The sequence below is a fragment of the Solibacillus sp. FSL K6-1781 genome (assembly GCF_038630735.1).
Taxonomy (GTDB): domain Bacteria; phylum Bacillota; class Bacilli; order Bacillales_A; family Planococcaceae; genus Solibacillus; species Solibacillus silvestris.
In genome coordinates this window covers 2619622-2637119 of record NZ_CP152038.1, presented here as the reverse complement: position 1 = coordinate 2637119, position 17498 = coordinate 2619622, and the positions used below count along the sequence as shown (strand labels likewise).

At 37.9% G+C, this 17498-nt stretch carries 20 protein-coding genes; 15 read left to right on the top strand and 5 right to left on the bottom strand.

Annotated features, from left to right (window positions below):
• Positions 1 to 88 precede the first annotated feature (88 nt).
• Positions 89 to 469, top strand: coding sequence for a MerR family transcriptional regulator (locus MHH37_RS13235; protein ID WP_008407589.1), 381 nt, complete (start codon positions 89 to 91; stop codon positions 467 to 469).
• A 62-nt stretch (positions 470 to 531) separates the two neighbouring features.
• Positions 532 to 1866 (top strand): type I glutamate--ammonia ligase, encoded by a 1335-nt coding sequence (gene glnA, locus MHH37_RS13230; RefSeq protein WP_008407588.1) that lies wholly within the window; start codon positions 532 to 534, stop codon positions 1864 to 1866.
• Between the two features lie 146 nt (positions 1867 to 2012).
• Here glnA and MHH37_RS13225 read toward each other — a convergent pair whose 3' ends face one another.
• Complete coding sequence (locus MHH37_RS13225) at positions 2013 to 2429, bottom strand: gamma-type small acid-soluble spore protein (protein WP_008407587.1); 417 nt, start codon at positions 2427 to 2429, stop codon at positions 2013 to 2015.
• A 182-nt stretch (positions 2430 to 2611) separates the two neighbouring features.
• Here MHH37_RS13225 and MHH37_RS13220 point away from each other — a divergent pair, with 182 nt between their 5' ends.
• The 3 genes from MHH37_RS13220 (at position 2612) to MHH37_RS13210 (ending at position 4753) form a co-directional block, all read left to right on the top strand.
• Complete coding sequence (locus tag MHH37_RS13220) at positions 2612 to 3319, top strand: DNA alkylation repair protein (protein ID WP_008407586.1); 708 nt, start codon at positions 2612 to 2614, stop codon at positions 3317 to 3319.
• A 77-nt stretch (positions 3320 to 3396) separates the two neighbouring features.
• Positions 3397 to 3942 carry a 5'-3'-deoxyribonucleotidase gene (locus tag MHH37_RS13215; RefSeq protein WP_342573483.1) on the top strand — a complete coding sequence of 182 codons (546 nt, stop codon included), beginning with the start codon at positions 3397 to 3399 and terminating at the stop codon, positions 3940 to 3942.
• 115 nt (positions 3943 to 4057) lie between these two features.
• On the top strand, positions 4058 to 4753 hold the full coding sequence (locus MHH37_RS13210) for a gamma-glutamyl-gamma-aminobutyrate hydrolase family protein (protein ID WP_342573482.1): 696 nt from the start codon (positions 4058 to 4060) through the stop codon (positions 4751 to 4753).
• Between the two features lie 81 nt (positions 4754 to 4834).
• On the opposite strand, the gene lexA is transcribed toward MHH37_RS13210, so the two are convergent.
• Complete coding sequence (gene lexA, locus MHH37_RS13205) at positions 4835 to 5458, bottom strand: transcriptional repressor LexA (RefSeq protein WP_008407580.1); 624 nt, start codon at positions 5456 to 5458, stop codon at positions 4835 to 4837.
• A gap of 160 nt (positions 5459 to 5618) precedes the next feature.
• Here lexA and MHH37_RS13200 point away from each other — a divergent pair, with 160 nt between their 5' ends.
• From MHH37_RS13200 to MHH37_RS13175, 6 genes are all read left to right on the top strand, one after another.
• Positions 5619 to 5966 carry a LysM peptidoglycan-binding domain-containing protein gene (locus MHH37_RS13200; protein WP_008407579.1) on the top strand — a complete coding sequence of 116 codons (348 nt, stop codon included), beginning with the start codon at positions 5619 to 5621 and terminating at the stop codon, positions 5964 to 5966.
• Complete coding sequence (locus tag MHH37_RS13195) at positions 5953 to 6609, top strand: recombinase family protein (RefSeq protein ID WP_065215642.1); 657 nt, start codon at positions 5953 to 5955, stop codon at positions 6607 to 6609. Before MHH37_RS13200 ends, MHH37_RS13195 begins: the two co-directional genes overlap by 14 nt.
• A gap of 64 nt (positions 6610 to 6673) precedes the next feature.
• Positions 6674 to 6910, top strand: a complete 237-nt coding sequence (locus MHH37_RS13190) for a DUF896 domain-containing protein (RefSeq protein ID WP_008407575.1) — start codon at positions 6674 to 6676, stop codon at positions 6908 to 6910.
• 139 nt (positions 6911 to 7049) lie between these two features.
• Positions 7050 to 9044, top strand: coding sequence for a transketolase (gene tkt, locus MHH37_RS13185; protein WP_008407574.1), 1995 nt, complete (start codon positions 7050 to 7052; stop codon positions 9042 to 9044).
• A gap of 227 nt (positions 9045 to 9271) precedes the next feature.
• A complete protein-coding gene (locus MHH37_RS13180) occupies positions 9272 to 9838 on the top strand; it encodes a hypothetical protein (protein WP_008407572.1) in 567 nt (188 codons plus the stop codon).
• 13 nt (positions 9839 to 9851) lie between these two features.
• Positions 9852 to 10499 (top strand): dienelactone hydrolase family protein, encoded by a 648-nt coding sequence (locus MHH37_RS13175; RefSeq protein WP_342573479.1) that lies wholly within the window; start codon positions 9852 to 9854, stop codon positions 10497 to 10499.
• A 23-nt stretch (positions 10500 to 10522) separates the two neighbouring features.
• Here the strand turns inward: MHH37_RS13175 and MHH37_RS13170 are convergent, their stop codons facing one another.
• From MHH37_RS13170 to MHH37_RS13160, 3 genes are all read right to left on the bottom strand, one after another.
• Complete coding sequence (locus tag MHH37_RS13170; protein WP_342573478.1) at positions 10523 to 12706, bottom strand: EAL domain-containing protein; 2184 nt, start codon at positions 12704 to 12706, stop codon at positions 10523 to 10525.
• 206 nt (positions 12707 to 12912) lie between these two features.
• Positions 12913 to 13113, bottom strand: coding sequence for a CsbD family protein (locus tag MHH37_RS13165; RefSeq protein WP_008407565.1), 201 nt, complete (start codon positions 13111 to 13113; stop codon positions 12913 to 12915).
• A 100-nt stretch (positions 13114 to 13213) separates the two neighbouring features.
• On the bottom strand, positions 13214 to 13705 hold the full coding sequence (locus tag MHH37_RS13160; RefSeq protein WP_342573476.1) for a 23S rRNA methyltransferase: 492 nt from the start codon (positions 13703 to 13705) through the stop codon (positions 13214 to 13216).
• Positions 13706 to 13944: 239 nt separating this feature from the next.
• On the opposite strand from MHH37_RS13160, the gene MHH37_RS13155 reads away from it, so the two are divergent.
• From MHH37_RS13155 to MHH37_RS13140, 4 genes are all read left to right on the top strand, one after another.
• The gene (locus MHH37_RS13155; protein ID WP_008407562.1) at positions 13945 to 14073 is read left to right on the top strand and encodes a hypothetical protein; all 129 of its coding nucleotides are present in this window, start codon (positions 13945 to 13947) and stop codon (positions 14071 to 14073) included.
• A 147-nt stretch (positions 14074 to 14220) separates the two neighbouring features.
• Positions 14221 to 15267, top strand: a complete 1047-nt coding sequence (locus MHH37_RS13150) for a P1 family peptidase (protein WP_342573474.1) — start codon at positions 14221 to 14223, stop codon at positions 15265 to 15267.
• Between the two features lie 321 nt (positions 15268 to 15588).
• Positions 15589 to 16383 (top strand): M55 family metallopeptidase, encoded by a 795-nt coding sequence (locus tag MHH37_RS13145; protein WP_340798850.1) that lies wholly within the window; start codon positions 15589 to 15591, stop codon positions 16381 to 16383.
• A 13-nt stretch (positions 16384 to 16396) separates the two neighbouring features.
• Positions 16397 to 17482 (top strand): dipeptide epimerase, encoded by a 1086-nt coding sequence (locus tag MHH37_RS13140; RefSeq protein ID WP_342573471.1) that lies wholly within the window; start codon positions 16397 to 16399, stop codon positions 17480 to 17482.
• Positions 17483 to 17498: the final 16 nt, after the last annotated feature.

The window sequence follows — 17498 nt, the reverse complement described above, 5'->3', positions numbered from 1 at the left end:
ATTTAAAAAAGTAATGTCAGTTTTTCTAACATACATTTGACAATGTAAATTACAAGTCGTAATATAGCGATAAGGGAGGTGAATTAAATTGAGTAGTGAAATTCGACGTTCAATGCCACTATTATCGATAAGTATCGTCATGCAATTGACGGATCTGACAGCAAGACAAATCCGTTATTATGAAGAGCATGATTTAATTCAGCCGCACCGTACAGAAGGAAATCGACGCATGTTTTCTTTAAATGATGTCGACACTTTATTGGAAATCAAAGATATGCTTGAACAGGGCATCAATATGGCAGGGATCAAAAAAGTATTTGCTTTGAAAAATGATCCGGCAGCACAGCAAGCGAGCAAAGAAATTTCCGATTCGGACTTACGCAAAATTTTACGTGAAGAAATGCGCCAGGCACAACGCATGCAAAAAACATCTATTCGACAAGGGGATTTATCGCGCTTTTACCAATAGCGTGTAAATTATAAAAGATCGAGTAAAATCGGTACTGAACAAATTTAGGAGTGTGGAATTTAGTGGGCAAATATACAAAAGACGATATTAAACGTCTAGTAGAAGAAGAACAAGTAAAATTCATTCGTTTACAGTTTACAGATATTTTAGGGACAATTAAAAACGTAGAAATTCCTGTAAGCCAACTAGATAAAGCATTGGACAATAAAATGATGTTTGATGGTTCATCAATTGAAGGTTTCGTACGTATTGAAGAATCGGATATGTACTTGTATCCGGATTATGATTCATTCATGATTTTCCCATGGACAGCTGAAAAAGGGAAGGTAGCACGTTTCATCTGTGATATTTACAATCCTAACGGTACACCATTTGCAGGTGATCCACGTAACAACCTGAAACGAGTATTGAAGGAAATGAAAGAACTAGGATTCACAGATTTCAACTTAGGACCAGAACCGGAGTTTTTCCTGTTTAAACTGGATGCAAAAGGCGAGCCAAGCTTGGAAGTAAATGACCACGGCGGCTATTTCGACTTGGCACCGACAGATTTAGGTGAAAACTGCCGTCGCGATATCGTATTGGAATTGGAAGAAATGGGCTTTGAAATTGAAGCTTCTCACCATGAAGTTGCACCGGGTCAACATGAGATTGACTTTAAATATGCGGATGCTATTACTGCATGCGACAACATCCAAACTTTTAAATTAGTTGTTAAGACAATTGCACGTAAGCACGGTTTACATGCGACATTCATGCCAAAACCTTTATTCGGTGAAGCTGGATCGGGAATGCACTTTAACGTTTCTTTATTTAAAGGAAAAGAAAATGCATTTTATGATGAGTCTACTGAATTAGGGCTTTCTGAAACAGCGATGCAATTCATGGCAGGTGTGCTTGACCATGTTCAAGGTTTTACTGCAATTACAAATCCGACAGTAAACTCTTATAAACGTTTAGTACCAGGTTATGAAGCTCCATGTTACGTAGCATGGTCTGCGCAAAACCGTTCACCGTTAATCCGTATTCCTTCTTCTCGTGGCGTATCAACACGTGTAGAAGTTCGTTCAGTGGACCCATCAGCAAATCCATATTTAGCGATGGCGGTAATTTTAGAGGCGGGTCTTGAAGGGATCCGCAAAAAAACAACACCACCACCAGCAATTAACCGAAACATTTATGTAATGAGCGAAGAAGAGCGTAAAGCTAACGGCATCGATAATCTGCCTGCAGCTTTAGATGATGCATTAGCATTACTAGCAAAAGATGAAGTGGTTCAAAGAGCATTAGGCAACCATATCTATGCGAACTTTAAAGAAGCAAAAGAAATTGAGTTCGATATGTACCGTTCAACTGTTCACCAGTGGGAACGCGACCAATATATGAAAATGTACTAAGAAGAAAGGGCTGGGGCTAAAATTCCAGCTCTTTTTTTTGCACTTTTTTTGCATAGTCGTATTCAATTTTAACCAAAATAACTGTTGTAATTTATTCGTATAATATAAAAGAAACCGGCAATATAAATTGCCGGTTCAATAATGCATTATTTATTGCCGTTTTGGAAACGGTTTTTACCGTAAGAGCCGGAAGCTTGCTGTTTTTTAGCTTCAGCTTGCTGGTTCTGCTGTTTCACATGGTTAACATCTGTTTCCATGCCAAACTCAGCGTTCATTGAAGTGAGTTTTTTCTGTAAACCACTGTTTGTAAATACACCAGAAGCTTGTTGCTTTTTAGCTTCAGCTTGCTGGTTTTGCTGTTTCACCTGGTTAACGTTTGTTTCCATGCCAAACTCAGCATTCATTGAATTCGGTTTCTTCTGCAAACCGCTATTTGCAAAAGCACCAGAAGCTTGTTGCTTTTTAGCTTCAGCTTTTTGGTTTTGCTGCATTACTTGGTTAACATCCGTTTCCATTCCGAATTCGGCGTTATTCTTGTTATTGATGTTTTTATTTTTTGACATCAAAATCACCTCCTGACATTATTCTGTTCAGAGGTTGCTTTATTATTCGGTTAAATCAATTGCCAATTTTTTAAAAATTTTAAATGTGCGATCACCAATGCTTCAGTACCTTGGAATGATAAGTATATAAATCGTATAATAAGAAGGATTAAAATTTACCGATTGAACAAAAGGAGGCTATTATGAAACTTGATACAATGATGCAAGAATTAGAGGCATTGGGTAAAGAGCGTACAAAAAAGATTTATATGTCCAATGGAGCAAAGGAACCGTTATTCGGTGTAACGACTGGCTCGATGAAACCGTATGTAAAACAAATAAAAATAAATCAGGAGCTGGCTGAACAGCTTTATGCGACAGGCAACTATGATGCAATGTATTTTGCCGGGGTTATTGCGGATCCGAAAGCAATGACTGAAGAAGATTACGACCGCTGGATTGAACAAGCCTATTTTTATATGATTTCCGATTATGTTGTTGCAGTGACTTTGGCTGAATCCGATATTGCGCAAGAAGTAAGCGATAAATGGATTGCAAGTGGTGAGGAACTAAAAATGTCGGCAGGTTGGCATTGTTACTGCTGGCTGCTCGGCAATCGTAAAGATGAAGAATTTTCAAAAGAAAAATTATTGGGTATGCTTGAGTATGTAAAACAAAATATCCGTCAAGCACCACCACGTACACAAGTAGCAATGAATAACTTTGTCATGACAGTAGGTGTTTCATTTAAACCTCTACATGAAGAGGCTGTGCAATTCGCTAAGGAAATCGGGCCAATTGAAACGAAACGTGAAGGGAAAAAGCCGGGTTTGCTGCACGCTTTTGCTGAAATTGAAAAACAGGTGGAAAAAGGACGAATCGGCTTTAAACGTAAATATGTACGCTGTTAATTGTAAAGAGTTATACCTTGTTTTTTTGCCATACAATTGTATAAACTAAAATTAGGAAATTTCAAGGAGGCTATTACATGAAAAAAAGCATTGCCATCGATATGGACCAGGTGCTGGCTGACTTTTATTCGAAATTATGTGTTACATATAACGAGAATTTCGGGACAAATTTTACCGATGAAGAATTTCTTCTGACGACACAGCGCGATTTACCTAGAGAAGATGCGAAAAAATTATTTGCTCTATTAAATGAGCCCGGCTATTTCAGAGATTTAAAAGTACTGGATGAAGATGCAATTGATGTCATTCGAGAGCTGCAGGAGCATTATGAGATTTATATTGCGACAGCTGCCATGGATGTACCCGGGTCATTTACAGCGAAGTACGATTGGTTAATGGAGTATTTACCATTTATTAAAACACAGAACATAGTGTTTTGTGGAAATAAAGCGGTAATACATACTGATTATTTAATTGACGATAGCCCACGTCAACTCAAGTCATTTAAAGGAACAAGTATATTGTATTCGATGCCGTACAATCGATCAGAAGAAGGTTTCATGCGTGTTAACAACTGGAAAGAAATTAAACAGTATTTTATAAAACAACTGGAAATTGTTTAAAAGGGAAAGGGTTGCAATCAGGCAATCCTTTTATATTTTTGTAGTAACTTGGCTTAACGAAATAGTATAATTTAAATAATTGGAATTATCTTTAAATTATAAGGGGATAGAATGAATGAAACCGATTATTGGATTAACAATGTATGATTTTGACAAGAAATTGGATATAAACAACGCATATTTGACGTCGATAGAACTAGCGGGGGGTATACCAATTTGTATACCGAATGCTACGGAAGAAAACGTAGAAGCAGTATTAAATTTAGTTGATGGCCTCGTATTAATTGGTGGAGCGGATATCGATCCATTATTGTTTAATGAGGAACCGCACCGTCATATCGGTAGTGTTGTTAGAAAGCGTGATGACAGCGATCTTTTATTAATGAAGGCAGCCTTTAAAAGACAAATGCCTGTTCTAGGTATTTGCCGTGGACAACAAATTATGAATGTTGCATTCGGAGGTACGATAATTCAGGATATACCATCACAGGTGGAGAATACAATCTTACATAAACAACCTTCAAAGCGTGGAGAATTGGCACATACCGTTGAAGTGAAGACACCGAAATTTAAGGAGATTTTTATAGAAGAAACATTCCGTGTTAACACATTTCACCATCAATCTGTAGGAAAGTTAGGGGAAGGACTTCTTGTTTCGGCAGTTGCGAAAGACGGCATTATTGAAGGAATTGAACACGAATCCCATCCGTATTGTGTGGCGGTACAATGGCACCCGGAAGAATTGGCGCCAAACGGGGATGTTTATGCACAGCGCTTATTTAAAAGTTTTATAGAAGCATGCCATAAGTAATAAAAGGCTCAGTCGTTTACGGCTGAGTTTTTTTATTTCATCAAAAAACTTGCCGATTCTATTAGAATGGCAAGCTTCTGATTAATGAATATTTCGATAGAGGCCGACTACTTTACCTAAAATAGAAACTTGATTGACAATGATCGGCTCCATTGAACTGTTCTCAGGCTGTAAGCGGAAATGAGTTTTTTCTTTGTAAAAGCGTTTGACTGTCGCTTCATCATCTTCCGTCATTGCTACAACAATCTCTCCATTGTTCGCGGTAGACGTTTTTTTGACGATTACATAATCCCCATTTAAAATTCCGGCTTCAATCATGGATTCACCCATAATTTCAAGCATAAATAGTTCTTCTTCCGGTGAGCCGTAAGCATCCGGCAACGGGAAATATTCCTGAATATCCTCGATTGCGGAAATAGGCAGACCAGCTGTAACTTTACCGATTAACGGAACATGGATGACACCTTGTTTGGTGATGTTCATCTCTTCCTGGTCCAATATTTCAATGGCACGCGGTTTAGTAGGGTCACGACGGATAAGCCCTTTACTTTCTAAACGAGCTAAATGCCCGTGGACAGTTGAACTGGAAGCTAAACCTACCGCTTCTCCAATTTCGCGTACTGATGGCGGATAGCCTTTAGAACGAACTTCCTCTTTTATAAAAGTTAGAATAGCCTGCTGCCGCTTTGAAATTTTTTGTGTCAACTAACTCACCTCTTTATCATGCTATTTTTCTTAAAGTAAGTATAGCAGTATGCGAACACGAATGCAAACATAAGTTCGAAAAAACGGTTGACAAAAACATATGTTCGTATTATTATGAGAACAAATATTCCGAACATATATTCGAAAGAGGGTTTTACAAATGAAAAAAACTAAACTAAATGGCTTTACATCAATGTTTCTACTATTCTCTGTACTTATGATTGCTTTATTCATGATGCAGGACGATAAAATAGAATTATACGAACACGTTAGCATAGAGCATGGCGATACTTTATGGTCGTTGGCAGAACAATATCGTGGTAAAATGGCTAAGCATGATTGGATCGATGAAGTGAAAAAGGAAAACGGATTGCTGGATGAAAAAGTTGTTTTAGGACAAGTACTGGTTGTACCTGTAGAAAAAGATTCACAATACATTGCCCAACTGAATGAATCCACTGATATGCAATCGATTAAAGTAGTGAGAGGGAACAATGATAAAAACTAAAGCAGTAATTTATTGCCGTGTCAGTACGGATAAAAATACACAGGAAACGTCACTAGTACGTCAGCAAGAAGAGCTGACAAAGTATGCGAAAACATTCGGCTATAATGATGTGGAGATTTTCATGGATCAGCATAGCGGATATGATGTGGACCGAGATGGACTGCTCGATATGCTTGACTATATGAAAGAAGACGGCGTCAAAGCGTTATTTGTACAGGACGAAACACGGTTAGGGCGCGGTAATGCACGTATGGCAGTACTTCACCTATTGCAAAAATATGAAGCGACAGTGTATACATTGAATGATGCAGGTCCTGTCGTATTAAACGAAATGGATACAATGCTGCTCGAAATTTTAGCAATTGTCGAAGAATATCAGCGTCGTATGCATAATGCGAAAATCCGCCGGGGAATGCGTCGTGCTGTAGAAAATGGCTACCAGCCCCAAAACAATTTAAAAAACCGCGGTAATATTGAAGGGCGTGAACGTAAAGAAGTGCCTGTTGAAGAAATCGTCCAGCTACGCCAGAAAGGCTTAACATTTGCAGAAATTGCTACGACATTGTCTGGTTTGGGCATTTCCATCAGTAAAGCGACCGTACATAGAAGATATATTGAATATATGGAGCGACTTGAAGAGTAAACACTTGTCTTCAAGTCGTTTTTTTTATACCTTTGTAGTAGGTAGGAAGAAAGGTGAGATTCAAATGTTATCAAAAGAGAAAATAGCTCGAATTAATGAGCTTTCTAAATTAGCGAAAGAAGGTAAATTGACGGAAGAGCAAGCGAAGGAACGCACTGCGCTGCGCAAAGAGTATTTAGATACATTCCGTTCCACAATGCGCGATACAATCGAGCATGTGAAAGTAATTGATGAAGAGGGCAATGATGTGACACCTGAAAAATTAAAACAAATAAAATCACAGAAGAAATTCTTAAACTAATAACATTTCATTAATATGTCACATTTAATATTAAGTATGACATATTTTAGATGACGTTTTTAGAAATTATTGTTTTCTTGTGAAAATTTGTCTACACTATAAAAGGTATAAATATCGTACGAGGAAAGGATGTCACATAATGACACAACAGATGGATCAGTTAGCAATTAACGCAATCCGTACATTATCAATCGACGCAATTGAAAAAGCAAATTCTGGTCACCCAGGTTTACCAATGGGTGCTGCACCTATGGCCTATACATTGTGGACTAAGCAATTACGCCATAACCCACAAAATCCTAATTGGTATAATCGCGACCGTTTTGTATTATCAGCTGGACATGGTTCCATGCTTTTATATAGTTTATTACATTTGGGTGGCTATGGTTTAGAGATGGAAGAAATCAAAAACTTCCGTCAGTGGAATTCAAAAACACCGGGACATCCTGAATATGGTCATACAGTTGGTGTAGAAGCGACAACTGGTCCATTAGGTCAAGGTATTGCCATGTCAGTAGGTATGGCTATGGCTGAACGTCACTTGGCAGCAACATACAACAAGCCAGGCAAAGAGATTGTTGACCACTATACGTTTGCACTATGCGGTGACGGAGATTTAATGGAAGGTGTTGCTGCAGAAGCAATTTCTCTTGCAGGTCACTTGAAATTGGATAAATTAATTGTACTTTATGATTCAAATGACATTTCACTTGATGGTGATTTAGAAAAGTCATTCTCGGAAAACATCCAAAAACGTTTCGAATCTTACGGCTGGAACTATTTAAAAGTTACAGACGGTACAGATATCGTGGAAATTAATTCAGCAATCGAAAAAGCGAAACAAAACACTGGCGGCCCAACTGTAATCGAAGTGAAAACTGTCATCGGTTTTGGTTCTCCTAACAAATCTGGTAAAGCAGATTCACACGGTGCACCACTAGGATTTGATGAAGTTGCTTTAACAAAAGCTGCATATGCATGGGAACATGAGCCATTCGCTGTCCCTTCGGAAGTGTATGATACATTTAAAGCAGCAAGCGAAGTACAAGGCGTACAAGCAGAAGCAGCATGGAATGAACTATTCGAAAGCTATAAAACTGAATACCCGGAACTGGCTGCCCAATTTGTAAATGCAATGGAAAACAAATTACCGGAGAACTTTGCTTCTGAATTACCTGTCTATGAAGCAGGAACAGCAGTAGCTACACGTTCATCATCTGGTGATGCAATCAATGCCATTGCAAAAACTACGCCATCATTCTTCGGCGGTTCTGCTGACTTGGCAGGCTCAAACAAAACAACAATTAAAGGCGCTGGCGATTTCTTTGCTGAAACTCCGGAAGGCCGTAACATCTGGTTTGGTGTTCGTGAATTTGCAATGGGTGCTGCGCTGAACGGTATGGCATTACATGGCGGTTTAAATGTATTTGGCGGTACTTTCTTCGTATTCTCTGACTATGTACGACCAGCAATTCGATTATCTGCATTAATGGGATTACCTGTAACATATGTATTTACACATGACTCAATTGCAGTAGGTGAAGACGGTCCGACACATGAGCCAATCGAGCATTTAGCATCATTAAGAGCGATGCCGAATCTTTCGGTTATCCGTCCTGCAGATGCAAATGAATCTGTAGCAGCATGGAAATTAGCTGTAGAAAGCAAATCAAACCCAACTGTATTAGTATTATCCCGTCAAAACTTGCCGGTGTTGGATGTTGCAAAAGAGACAGTATACGAGGGTGTTGAAAAAGGTGCCTATGTTGTTTCAGCTTCATCTAAAGAAACTCCGGATGCCTTGTTAATTGCTACGGGTTCTGAAGTAGGCTTGGCAGTGGAAGCGAAAAAAGCATTACTGGCAGAAGGGATTGACGCATCTGTTGTGTCAATGCCATCAATGGACCGCTTTGAAAAGCAGTCGAAGGAATACAAAGAATCTGTATTACCAAAAGCTGTAACGAAACGTTTAGCAATTGAAATGGGTGCATCACTTGGCTGGCATAAATATGTTGGCTTTGAAGGGGATGTATTGGCAATTGATAAATTTGGTGCATCGGCTCCAGAGAAAATTGTGTTAAAAGAATACGGCTTCACAGTAGAAAATGTAGTTGCGAAAGTAAAAGCACTTTAATTCGAAGCTCAAAATGTCACTTGTCTACTATGGCAAGTGGCGTTTTTTCTTTTCACTATAAATCTGAAATCCAATATAATGATTAAAGTAACAAGAAAAAAGCTTTGGCAAAAAGACCAGATTCATATACAATATGCCATACATATAGTTGGAAGGCGTGCGATTTTACTGAAGGAATGGTACGATAATAAAGAATTACGGAAGAATCAGATGAAGGATGTGGATGAATGATGACAGCAGAAAACAAGCAAAAGGAAATTACTACATATATCGAGCAGACACTTTATTTTCTATCGAATAAAGCGGACCTAGAAAAATTCGAAACGATGCTTCAAAAAAATATCGATGAAAAACGAGCTTCTTCCACTTCAACGACTGATTTTTATGATCGCTTAATGTTAAATATCGCGTATTACGTGGAAAATAAAATGGCATGGACTGATCTTGTCCGGGAAACATTAAGTACAGGAAAAGTGCCGACCGTTTCTTATATTGAAAACGAACTAATGGCGCAGCAAATGCAAATCCGTAACAGTGTCGGAGAGAAAATGGATGATTACAAAAAAGCATTCCATCAGCAATATGAAGCATTAAAGGTAGAAGATGAAGATGTGATTTACGATTATGCGTATGCATCTGTGGAACATGCGTACCGGATTGATTTTTTAACGGTTGCCTGTGCCAAAAATGCAACAATTTTAACAGAAGGCGATATTGAGGAAACAATCAAATTGCTGGATGGCTATATGGCTTATTACACGGACCAGCTTGTCAATAAAATGACGCTTTCTTAAAAGGAGATATAAAATGAATACACCATTTATTTATTTACACAAAGCACCTAAAGTTGAGGCAGATAAGCAACCTGCGATTTTCTTGCTGCATGGATTAGGGAGCGATGAAAACGATTTACTCCAACTTGTTGATTCGTTTTCAACACATTGTCATATTTTTAGCTTGCAAGGGCCGATAAAACATCGCCCTGGCTATGCTTTTTATACATTTGAAGAAGAAGGTAAGCCAAATCGTGCAATTTTTGATAAAGTGCTGAAAGGAATTGAATCCTTTATTAAGGAAGCAATTTGGGAATTCAATTTAGATGAACAGCAAATTTATGTTGTTGGCTTTAACCAGGGGGCAGCGATGGCACAGTCACTTGCAATGGTGATGGGCAATGCCATTCGTGGAACAGCAGCATTGAGCGGATATTTACCGGAATTCGCTGCACTTGAATATAGTAAAAAAACGATGGATAAATCAAAAATCTTTATATCTCACGGAGAATATGATTATGATTATCCGATTGAATGGGCAGAGCATGCCATTCGTTTTTTCAATGACTATGATACAGATGTTACATTTCGAACATATCCGGTAGGCCATGGGGTGAGCGAACAAAATCTACATGATTTAATCGCATTCTTATCGAAAGATTTACCGAACAATTTAAACTAAAGAAACAGCTGACGGAAAGTGAATTACTTCTCGTCAGCTGTTTTTTGTGTGTCCAGTAATTGTTCTGCTTCGGTAATGGACATCGGTTTATAAAAATAATAGCCTTGACCAGCAGGGCAGCCGAGTTGTTGAAGCATTGCCAGCTGTTCTTCTGTTTCAATACCTTCAGCAATGGGACGCATTTCAATATTTTTAGCCAATTGGATGATTGTTTGTACGATTGCATACATTCCAGGTTCATTCATTGAACTGACGAAGCTGCGGTCAATTTTAATTTCTGAAAAGGGCAATTGTGGTAAATAGCTTAATGATGAAAAGCCAATTCCAAAGTCATCAATCGAACATTCGATGCCCATTAGTCTTAGTTGATTCAAAATCTCTTTTGCTTTTTTAAAATCTACCAATTCAATGCTTTCGGTTACTTCCAGTTTAATATAATGTGGAGGCACATTATATTGGTAGAATATATTTCTTATATTCTCCAGGAAATCCGGGTCGTAAAAATGGTCCGGCGAAATATTGAGCGCAATCGGTAAAATCTTTTTATTTTCATTCATACGATTTTCAAGCCAGATAAGGATCTGTTTGAAATTCAGTAAATCAATCGCTTTAATTTTTCCGGTTTGTTCTGCGATCGGGATGTATTTTACCGGCGAAATAAACCCGAGTTTGCTTGAATTCCAGCGAGATAGTGCTTCAAAACCTTCCACTTCGATTGTTTGGAAGTTAATTTTAGGCTGCAAATAAACTTCGAACTCTTCATGTTGAAGCCCATAAGCCAATTGATTGAGGATATCCATTTCTTCAGTCAGTTGTTTAGTACTATTATCTTCATATATAGAATAGCTCGTCCCAGTACGCTTCTGTGCATTGGATAAGGCAATATCCGCCTGATGTATGCTCTGTTCGACTGTCATTGACTGATTAAAGATTGTATAACCGATTTTTAATGTTATATAGATTTCTTCTCCGTCGATTTTATAAGGCATTTGTGTCAAAGACTCGAGATGCTGATTATAGGCAAGGAAACAATCACTTTCGTTTACTTTTCCTAAAATGAGCGAATTTGAAAAACGTGAAATGAGTGCATCACCTTTTGGGAAGTAAACTTGCATACGATCTGCCACTTGACGTAGTATATCGGCTCCAGCATTCCTTCCGTATAAATCAACGACCTTATTAAACTCAGTAGGATGGAGGATGGCGACCATTCCTGAGCGACCGGCATTAATTAATTCTGATAATTCAGACTTAAAATAATGGAGGTTTGGTAAATTTGTTTCAACATCAAAAAAGGCAAGTCTGCTAAGCTCGATTTTTTGTTCAGCATATTTAATGGCTAATTGAATTAGCAGGGCCAATCGGTTTAAATAATTGATATCGATTTGCTTTAACTCCGTTGCATCTTGATTGAACAGGGTCAAAATGCCGCTTACTTCATTTTGAGGTGTTAATATAGGCTTTGTCCATGAGCCTTGAACATGGTTAAGATTCCAATAGTTAAAAAGTGCTTTATGCTGGTCTTTGTCTGCAAAGTCCTTTAAATAAACGGCATTCGAATTCAGACCGGTATTAGGCGAAATTTCCAATATATCGAGTTCATTAATAATCGGCAATGGCAATGAATGTGTGCCTAACGATTTGACTTCACAATTTTCATTGAAAATATGAATGGCACAATACACATCGCGAATATAGAAAAGTTCAATTTTCTCCGTAATTAAATTTAAAATCGATTGCAGATTGTCTTCATGATCGATTGCTTCATACACTTCATGCTCCAATTTATAAACCATTTTATTTAACTCTGCTTCTGTTGTATCTTCACATGTTATTAAAATATATTGAATGACATTGTCTTCATTTCGAATCGGATGAAGGGTAATCGAATTCCAAAAAGCGGAACCTTCTTTCATATAATGCAAAATCGTAAATTTTTTTGCTACGCCTGATTTTAAATGTAAATTTAATTCTTCGATTGATGTTTGATTCGTTCTATGACCATTGAAAATGTTGATATTTTGATGGAGCAATTCATTCATTTTAAATGAGGTCAGTTTTAAAAAATGTGAATTAGCATGTAAAATAGGTAAATTTTCATCCTTTACATCAATGATGAGCGATCCTTTCGAAAGCTGGTTACTTAAGGTTTTTAACCAATTAAATAAGCGGTCTTTTGATAGGGGTATAAATTGATCTATGGTCATTCTAACTTCCCCTTTAAAAAGTAATGTGTATTTTAACTAAAGTATATCAAAATTCCTATAAATTTAAAGTGATATTATATTAATATAAAAATATTCCTTTTAATTGATTCTAAAGTACTTGGTGGGAAAGTAGAGTTTATTAACTATTTTAACGCAAAAAAAAGAAACTAGTAAATAAGAAATTTACTAGTTTCGGTCGGTAAACATTATTTTCGGTATTCATCGATTTTTGTTGTAATTTTATCTTTGACATCAGCAACTCTTTCCTGAGTTTCGCCTTTTAGCTGATCGCGCTGACCTTCTACTTGTAAAGATGGATCATTTGTATTTTTACCGATTTCTTCTTTTACTTCACCTTTAATCTTATTTCCTGCACCTTTTAGTTTATCTGTAAATCCATTTGACATACTATGACCTCCTCAAAGTTTAGATATTATTTATATTCCCTCATGTATTATTATTAAACAAATTGCATAGAAAGTTTGAATGAAAACAAACTAAAGGCATTTAAGGTATGTAGGTTTTATAAAAGTGATGAAGTATTTCCTGACCGTCTTCGTTTACAAGTGTCTGTCCATTCATATGCATGGATACTTTTGTTTTGGATTCATCCATTTTGTCATTTTTAAATGAAAGAATGACTTCTACTTGGCCATTTTCTTTTAAGAGTTCTTTTTGGCTAGCAGTAAATGAATGTGTGGCAAATAAGCCGTTATCTTGCCAAGTACCTGTAATTTTTAACTGCGATGTTTCACTGTTATCGTCATAATCCCATTGCACATCGCGTAATATAGTCTTAAATAAATCGTTAATAGTAAAAGTTTGATTGTCGAATTCAATTTCAGTTGCTCGAATGGAATGGACATCGATTGAAATCGCTGAAGCTGCTTCATTTGCTTTTGTATTAATACCTGCCGCCGCCTCTTTCATGTCCGCTACCGTATCACCACATCCAGCCATTAAAATTGTAGTTAATAGTACTAAACTAAAGCTTCTCATTAGTTTCCCTCCAATGCTGTCATTTCATTCATCTTACTAAATTGTGATGAAAGATTCGCCCGGATTTTTAAACAGATTGTGAAAAAAATGTAACAGATTATAAACAGTCGAATATTCCGAGATGGTTTGCATTGATTCGTCATGAATAACGTTCGCCACTCTGGGCATGATTAGAAAAGATATGAATTGCATGGCGCTGAATAGTCCATCATCTAAATAATCGAAAGTGAGTGATCTTAATGCGGATTAATGATGAATTACTAGACAAACTGGGAATTTACTTTGTTTATCATGAAGTGTATAACAAATATGGTATTACTTTTGAAAGCTTTGTGGATCGTTGGACAAGAGGGATTTTGGAAATTTAATTTTGTGAAATAAAGCAACTCAAACCCTTTCACACGAAGGAAAGATACGACCTAATCGTGAGCGTGTCTTTCTTTTTTCTGTTTTCTTTTTGGAAAAAGTTGTTTACGATAAATCTATCTACAGTAGTTACTAAAGGAGAACAAACAATGAAAGTACGTGAAATGGGGATAACAATTGGGCAATTGCCTCCAGGGGATAAAAACTGCATTACAGATATTGAAGGTGTGAGTGTCGGGCATGTAACTTTGAATTATCCGTTAAATGATTCAGGTGATGTGGCCTGTACTGGTGTAACAGCTATTTTACCGCATCGCGGCAATCTTTTCCGTGAAAAGGTGACAGCTGCCAGCTATATACTAAACGGTTTCGGGAAAACAACTGGTCTCGTTCAAGTAGATGAACTTGGTGTAATTGAGTCGCCAATCATGCTCACCAATACATTCGGTGTGCCAAATGTAGCACAGGGGACACTTCAATATATACTTGAACAAAACGAAGAGATAGGAATTTCGACGGGGACAGTCAATATAATTGTCGGGGAATGTAATGATAGTCATTTAAATTCCATCCGCCATTTTCCGGTTAAAGCTGAGCATGCAATTGAAGCAATACAGCAAGCTAAAACAGATGAAATAGAAGAGGGCGCTGTCGGAGCAGGAAGAGGTATGGTTTGCTTTGGCTATAAAGGCGGGATTGGTAGCTCTTCCCGCATTGTTGAAGATCAGGCAGGTCAAAAATATACGGTCGGGTGCCTTGTATTGAGTAACTTTGGAAAGGCGAGTGAATTTTTAACAGACCGATATAAGGTTACTGCTGAAAATAGGGAATCGACAATTAGTCCGACAGACGGCTCTATTATGATCGTAATGGCGACAGATGCCCCATTAAGTAGCCGCCAGTTGAAACGAGTTATAAAGCGTTGCGGGATAGGGTTAGGGAGAACCGGCAGCCACTTTTCCCATGGAAGCGGAGATATTGTAATTGGCTTTACAACAGCCCGCACAGTGCAGCATCAATTTGAGGGAGAACAGGAAAGTCGCCGCCAGTTAAGAGAAGATCATGACATAATGAACACATTATTTATGGCAGCTGCCGAAGCGACAGAAGAAGCGATCCTCAATTCTTTGTCACAAGCTACAACTACAATTGGGCGAAATAATCATACAGTCCAAAGCTATAATTTTGTCGAATAATGTATTTTTTCGTTAGGTAAACTTAATAGCTCGATTTAGTCTTTTATATAGCTCCTATGTAGAAGGCTTTTTTTCTTTTGAAAATATAATATCTATTGGGATAATATGATTTAAATAATTAACAAATAGTGTGATTTATCAAAGGCTTTCGCGTTTAGAATATTTATTTTTTTATTTTGAAAACTATTAGAAAAAACTTCCACAATCGAAATAAGTATGGTATTTTATAGATTATAAATAAAAGACAGAAAAATCTAAATCTTTAAAAATATTATTCTACACTGATGAATTTAATGATAAATGGAAGGGGTATCTAAATAAATGAAAGTATATATAAGTGCGGATATCGAGGGGATTACGGGCACAACGGTTTGGAGTGAAACCGAACTTAACGCTCCGGATTATGCACAGTTTCAAAAACAGATGACAAAAGAAGTGCTGGCGGCAATCGAAGGTGCATTTGCAGGCGGTGCCACAGAAATTTTACTGAAAGATGCACATGACTCCGGTCGAAATATTCTTATTGAAAACTTGCCAGAAAACGTAAAAATCATACGCGGTTGGACGCAAGAGCCGATGTGCATGGTAGCGGGACTGGACAGCAGTTTTGACCGTGCGATTTTTATTGGTTATCACAGTGAAGGCGGCAGTGAGAAGAACCCGCTTGCACATACACTGAGCTTATTGGCAGATGTCAAAATAAACGGGGAATATGCAAGTGAATTTTTAATCAATACATATGCAGCTGCACTGCATGATGTGCCGATTGCTTTTGTTAGCGGGGATCAGGCATTAACGGAGCATATCGCCCGTTACAATGACCAAATTGTCACATTCGCGACAAAAGAAGGAGTCGGTCATGCAACAATTAATGTAAGTCCGCAAACGACATTGAAACAGACGAAATATCTTGTAGAACAATCAATGAAGATTGACCGAACAAAGCTTCAAATTGAATTGCCGAAGCATTTTACCGTAGAAATTATTTATAAGGATCATATTAAAGCATACCGGAATTCGTTTTATCCGGGCGCGACATTTAAGCCGCATAATACAGTCCAGTTCAAAACAACCGATTATTTCGAGGTGTTGAGACTGTTACAATTTTTAACATAAAGCAGGTGAATTTATGAAGATATCAAAGGTTGAGGTGGGGCTGGTCGAGGCACCACTGATTACCCCGTTTAAAACAGCACTTCGCACAGTACATAGTATTCGAAATATCGTCGTCTTTATTTATACCGACAATGGTCTAATCGGTATCGGGGAAGCAGCGCCGACACATGTCATTACCGGAGAGACTATTTCCTCGATCCGCTATGCAATAGAAGAAGTCATTGCGCCAGCTATTATTGGAATTGAAATTGATGAAATTGCGCTGCTATCCCAACGAGTCGATGCATGTCTTTATCACAATACGAGCGCTAAAGCGGCGGTGGAAATTGCACTATATGATCTCTGGGCAAAACAGTACAATGCCCCGCTTTATAAATTGCTTGGAGGCTACCGAAAAAATATTACTACGGACATCACCATTAGTGTGAATGACACGGATGAAATGGTGAAGGACAGTATAGCAGCTGTTAAACGCGGATTTTCCATTTTAAAAGTTAAAGTCGGCAAAACCCCGGCTGAAGATGTGGAACGTGTTCTGGCAATTAGAAAAGCAGTTGGTCCAGAAATTACGTTAAGAGTTGATGCCAACCAAGGATGGACAGCAAAAGAAGCTGTAAAAATCATTAGTCAGCTTGAAGATAAAGGGGCAGCTATTGAGCTCGTTGAACAGCCTGTACATTACAGCGATGTGAAGGGCATGCAGTATGTTACGAGCAATACGTATACAAATATTTTGGCGGACGAAAGTGTATTTTCTCCAAAGCAAGCGATCGAGGTCATTGAAAAGCGGGCCACGGATTTAATAAATATTAAGCTGATGAAAACGGGGGGTATTTCAAAAGCACAACAAATTAACCAGATTGCAGAGGCAAATGGTGTCGCTTGTATGATTGGTTGTATGCTTGAAACAAAAATTAGTGTCAGTGCAGCTGCGCATTTTGCAGCAGCGAACAAAAATGTCACAATGGTCGATTTAGATGGACCAAGTTTGTGCAGTGAAGATCCAATTGAAGGGGGGCCGATTTTCGAAGGGGAGAATATACAGATGACCGATGCTCCCGGTATCGGGTTATTAATAGAGGCTTACTTAGCCAGATAGAAAAGAGAAATGGGGG

Coding starts and splice junctions, on each gene's coding strand:
- MHH37_RS13225 (WP_008407587.1), bottom strand. CDS start 2,429: ATGTCAAAAAATAAAAACATCAATAACAAGAATAACGCCGAATTCGGA.
- MHH37_RS13220 (WP_008407586.1), top strand. CDS start 2,612: ATGAAACTTGATACAATGATGCAAGAATTAGAGGCATTGGGTAAAGAG.
- MHH37_RS13215 (WP_342573483.1), top strand. CDS start 3,397: ATGAAAAAAAGCATTGCCATCGATATGGACCAGGTGCTGGCTGACTTT.
- MHH37_RS13210 (WP_342573482.1), top strand. CDS start 4,058: ATGAAACCGATTATTGGATTAACAATGTATGATTTTGACAAGAAATTG.
- MHH37_RS13200 (WP_008407579.1), top strand. CDS start 5,619: ATGAAAAAAACTAAACTAAATGGCTTTACATCAATGTTTCTACTATTC.
- MHH37_RS13195 (WP_065215642.1), top strand. CDS start 5,953: ATGATAAAAACTAAAGCAGTAATTTATTGCCGTGTCAGTACGGATAAA.
- MHH37_RS13190 (WP_008407575.1), top strand. CDS start 6,674: ATGTTATCAAAAGAGAAAATAGCTCGAATTAATGAGCTTTCTAAATTA.
- tkt (WP_008407574.1), top strand. CDS start 7,050: ATGACACAACAGATGGATCAGTTAGCAATTAACGCAATCCGTACATTA.
- MHH37_RS13180 (WP_008407572.1), top strand. CDS start 9,272: ATGATGACAGCAGAAAACAAGCAAAAGGAAATTACTACATATATCGAG.
- MHH37_RS13175 (WP_342573479.1), top strand. CDS start 9,852: ATGAATACACCATTTATTTATTTACACAAAGCACCTAAAGTTGAGGCA.
- MHH37_RS13170 (WP_342573478.1), bottom strand. CDS start 12,706: ATGACCATAGATCAATTTATACCCCTATCAAAAGACCGCTTATTTAAT.
- MHH37_RS13165 (WP_008407565.1), bottom strand. CDS start 13,113: ATGTCAAATGGATTTACAGATAAACTAAAAGGTGCAGGAAATAAGATT.
- MHH37_RS13160 (WP_342573476.1), bottom strand. CDS start 13,705: ATGAGAAGCTTTAGTTTAGTACTATTAACTACAATTTTAATGGCTGGA.
- MHH37_RS13155 (WP_008407562.1), top strand. CDS start 13,945: ATGCGGATTAATGATGAATTACTAGACAAACTGGGAATTTACTTTGTT.
- MHH37_RS13150 (WP_342573474.1), top strand. CDS start 14,221: ATGAAAGTACGTGAAATGGGGATAACAATTGGGCAATTGCCTCCAGGG.
- MHH37_RS13145 (WP_340798850.1), top strand. CDS start 15,589: ATGAAAGTATATATAAGTGCGGATATCGAGGGGATTACGGGCACAACG.
- MHH37_RS13140 (WP_342573471.1), top strand. CDS start 16,397: ATGAAGATATCAAAGGTTGAGGTGGGGCTGGTCGAGGCACCACTGATT.